Annotated in this window: 3 tRNA genes; all 3 read right to left on the bottom strand. The window is 44.2% G+C overall.

Going from position 1 to position 459, the window contains the following annotated elements:
- Positions 1–2: 2 nt before the first annotated feature.
- Positions 3–87 (bottom strand) — tRNA-Leu (locus tag AN392_RS18140).
- Positions 88–181: 94 nt separating this feature from the next.
- Positions 182–258: transfer RNA gene (locus AN392_RS18135), tRNA-Met, on the bottom strand.
- 5 nt (positions 259–263) lie between these two features.
- Positions 264–338, bottom strand: a tRNA-Gln gene (locus tag AN392_RS18130).
- Positions 339–459: the final 121 nt, after the last annotated feature.

Genomic DNA, 459 nt, shown 5'->3' with positions numbered 1-459 from the left:
TATGGTGCGGAAGGAGAGACTTGAACTCTCACATCCTAAGATACTGGAACCTAAATCCAGCGCGTCTACCAATTCCGCCACTCCCGCATATCACTTTGAATTAATCAAAGAAATGGTAGTTATTTTAAGCTCTTCATTGAGCTGCAATTTAACTCTTGCAGAGCCACTTCTAGAAAAGAAGTGGTGGCTAAGACGGGATTTGAACCTGTGACCCCATCATTATGAGTGATGTGCTCTAACCAGCTGAGCTACTTAGCCATTGTTGGCTGGGATACCAGGATTTGAACCTGGGAATGCCAGGATCAAAACCTGGTGCCTTACCGCTTGGCGATATCCCAACAATAAACAATTGATAATTTTAATTCTCATCAAGAATATGGTGCGGAAGGAGAGACTTGAACTCTCACATCCTAAGATACTGGAACCTAAATCCAGCGCGTCTACCAATTCCGCCACTCC

Origin of the sequence: Pseudoalteromonas sp. P1-16-1b (assembly GCF_001401785.1) — a bacterium.
GTDB lineage: Bacteria > Pseudomonadota > Gammaproteobacteria > Enterobacterales > Alteromonadaceae > Pseudoalteromonas > Pseudoalteromonas undina.
Note: the sequence above shows the minus strand (reverse complement) of the source record. Positions and strands in the feature narration are given on the sequence as shown.